The organism is Nakamurella sp. (genome assembly GCF_048594475.1).
Classification (GTDB): domain Bacteria; phylum Actinomycetota; class Actinomycetes; order Mycobacteriales; family Nakamurellaceae; genus Nakamurella.
This window is the reverse complement of sequence record NZ_JBMDXT010000097.1, coordinates 1-2,660: the sequence shown is the minus strand read 5'-3', so window position 1 is coordinate 2,660 and position 2,660 is coordinate 1. Positions and strand designations below refer to the sequence as shown.

Annotated in this window: 2 protein-coding genes; one reads left to right on the top strand and one right to left on the bottom strand. The window is 73.9% G+C overall.

Annotation, left to right across the window (positions count from 1 at the left end; genetic code table 11):
- The first annotated feature begins 9 nt into the window (after nt 1–9).
- Nucleotides 10–1,392 carry an NAD-dependent succinate-semialdehyde dehydrogenase gene (locus ACOJUF_RS05010; protein ID WP_420120765.1) on the top strand — a complete coding sequence of 461 codons (1,383 nt, stop codon included), beginning with the start codon at nt 10–12 and terminating at the stop codon, nt 1,390–1,392.
- An 86-nt stretch (nt 1,393–1,478) separates the two neighbouring features.
- Here the strand turns inward: ACOJUF_RS05010 and ACOJUF_RS05005 are convergent, their stop codons facing one another.
- Nucleotides 1,479–2,516: a DUF4333 domain-containing protein gene (locus ACOJUF_RS05005; protein WP_420120764.1), complete on the bottom strand. Its 1,038-nt coding sequence runs from the start codon at nt 2,514–2,516 to the stop codon at nt 1,479–1,481.
- Nucleotides 2,517–2,660: the final 144 nt, after the last annotated feature.

Here is a 2,660-nt window from a genome sequence, read left to right as displayed (position 1 = left end):
CATGCAGGGATGTACATCGTGACCAATCCCGCCACCGGCCGTGAGGTGTCGCGGCACCCGACCGCGACCGACTCGGAGCTGGAGCAGATCGTCGCCGAGAGCGCCGCGGCCGCGCCAAAGCTGGCCGGCCGCGGGATCCAGGCGCGCTGCGCGGCGCTGCAGCGGATCGCCGAACGGCACGAGCAGGAGCGCGACGAACTGGCCGCGCTGGCCACGACCGAGACCGGCAAGCCGATCCGGCAGGCGCGCGGGGAGATCGGCCTGGCCGCGGCGATCTACGCCTACTACGCCGAGCACGCCGCGCGGTTCCTGGCCGACGAGCCCATCGAGGTCGGCAGCGGCTCGGCGGTCGTGCGGAAGCTGCCGGTCGGGCCGCTGCTCGGGATCATGCCGTGGAACTTCCCCTACTACCAGGTGGCCCGGTTCGCCGCGCCCAACCTGGCCGCCGGCAACCCCGTCCTGCTCAAGCCCGCCCCGCAGTGCCCCACGTCCGCCCTCGCCCAGGAGCGCCTCATCCGCGAGGCGCTGGCCGAATCCGGCCTGCCCACCGGCTCCTACCGGACGGTGCTGGCCGACGACGACCAGGTGGCGGGGCTGATCGCCGATGCCCGGGTCCGCGGGGTGTCGCTGACCGGATCGGAACGGGCCGGGGCGGCCGTCGCGGCGGTCGCCGGCCGGCACCTGAAGAAGGTCGTCCTCGAACTGGGCGGGTCGGACCCGTTCATCGTGCTGGACGCCCAGGACCTGGACCGCGTTGTCGCCCGCGCCGTGCACGCCCGGCTGTCGAACGCCGGCCAGGCCTGCAACGCGGCCAAGCGGTTCATCGTGCTCGACCCTCTGTACGAACCGTTCGTCGAGAAGCTGACCGCCGCGATGGCCCGGATCGCCCCGGGTGACCCCACCGAGCCCGGGACCTACCTGGGTCCGCTGTCGTCCCGCGCGGCGCGCGACACCCTGACCGGGCAGGTCGATCGCGCGGTCGCCCAGGGCGCGACGGTGCACACCGGCGGCCGGGCCGCCGACGGACCCGGCTTCGGGTACCTGCCGACCGTCCTGACCGGGGTGACCGCGCAGATGGACGCGTTCACCGAGGAACTCTTCGGGCCGGTCGCCGTCGTCCACCGGGCCGCCGACGAGGATGCGGCGATCCGGCTGGCCAACGCCACCCCGTTCGGCCTGGGCGCGTCGGTGCATTCGGACGACCCGGAACGGGCGGCCCGGCTGGCCGACCGCCTGGACGCCGGGATGGTCTCGATCAACGAGTCCGGCGGCAGCCGACCGGAACTGCCGTTCGGCGGGGTCAAGCGCAGCGGGTTCGGCCGCGAGCTGGGCGCGCACGGCATCACCGAGTTCGTCAACCACCAACTGGTCCGGGTCGCGGCAGCCCGCTGACCGCCGGCCGGACCGAGCCTGTCCCGGAGACGCCGGCAGGGCCGGACCCGGAGGATCCGGCCCTGCCGGGCGGTGGTCGGCGCCGGTCAGTTCGGCGGGTTGACCTCGTACAGCCCGTTGCCGTCCTTGACCACGACGGTCACCTTGGTCGCCTGGCCGTCCACCTTCAGGTCGCACTGGAAGCTGGTGCCTGCGGTGACCGGCTGGCCGGACGGGCAGCTCACGTCGCTGACGCCGCTGAGCCCGTAGCCCGACGGCGGGTTGCCGGTCAGGATGCTGGTCACGCCCTGGGAGACCTGCTTCTCGTCGAACACCTTCTTGTTGGCGAATCCGGGCCAGACGAACACCAGCACGGCGGCCACGGCGGCGAGCACGACGACCACGACGATCGCGATGATCAGGCCCCGGTTGGACTTCTTCGGCGCCTCGGTGGCCGCCGGGAAGCCGCCGGAGGACGGGCCGCCGTAGCCCCCGCCGTACCCGGGCTGCTGCTGGCCGTAGCCGGCCGACGCCTGTCCGTAGGACGGCTGGCCGTAGCCGCCCTGCCCGTAGGACTGGCCGTAGTCCTGGCCGCCCGACGGCTGCCCGTACCCGGGCTGCTGGTAGTACCCCTGGCCGGCGTTGGGATCGGGCTGGCCGCCCGGCTGGCCGTAGGCCGGCTGCTGGTAGTAGCCCTGCCCGCCCGCATCCGGCTGACCGTAGGCGGGCTGCTGGTAGTAGCCCTGCTGACCGCCGGAGCCGCCGGAACCGCCGGACTGGCCGTAGGACGACGGGTCGTAGGCCGTCTGCCCGCCGTAGCCGGGCTGCTGACCGTAGGAGGGCTGGACGCTGGTCGGCGGCGCGTAGGCGTCGCCCCCGCCGGAGCCGGACGAGCCGCCCGACGGACTGCCCCAGGACCCCCCGGAACTCCCGGAACTCCCGGAGCTCCCCGAGCTCCCGGACGAATCGAAGCCCTGGCCGCCGGCGGAGCCGGCGCCGCCGGAACCCCCGGACGGCGCCGCGCCGCCCTGGCCGGACACCCCGTAGTCGCCGGGGCGGTACACGGTGGTGGCGTCCGAATCGGCGGGCGGCTCGGACCCCGGCTGCTGGCCGTTGCCCGACTGACCGCCTGATGGGGTACTCATCGCTTCCTCCTCGAATCCGCCGCTGGAATCCGGTTCGATCCGGTGCCCCATCCGGCGCTCGATCCGGCGTGTCGCCACGCCGGGACGGTGATTGGTCTTGATCCAACCACGATGAGGCTCAGGCGGCGCCGAGGGATACCACGC